The organism is Cobetia sp. SIMBA_158 (assembly GCF_046566945.1).
Lineage (GTDB): Bacteria > Pseudomonadota > Gammaproteobacteria > Pseudomonadales > Halomonadaceae > Cobetia > Cobetia amphilecti.
Genome location: NZ_JAWJYL010000768.1, coordinates 1 through 251 on the forward strand (window position 1 = coordinate 1; position 251 = coordinate 251).

At 39.4% G+C, this 251-nt stretch carries 1 protein-coding gene; it reads left to right on the top strand.

From position 1 onward, the window contains the following. On the top strand, positions 1–251 hold a 251-nt coding region (locus R2R70_RS21895; protein ID WP_410979180.1), incomplete at both ends, for a cytochrome ubiquinol oxidase subunit I.

The window sequence follows — 251 nt, forward strand, 5'->3', positions numbered from 1 at the left end:
GTTATCTCACTAAACTAAGAAACGGCGAAGATACGCCTGAAAACATTGCTAAATTTAACGCAGTAAAAGATGACTTAGGCTACGGTTTGTTGCTTAAACGATATACATCTGATGTTGTTGATGCCACAGAAGAGCAAATTCAAAAAGCAGTGAAAGATTCGTTCCCAAAAGTAGGCCCCATGTTTTGGTCGTTTAGGATTATGGTTGCGTGTGGTGTCGCTATGCTTGCTGTGTTTGTATTAGCATTTTAC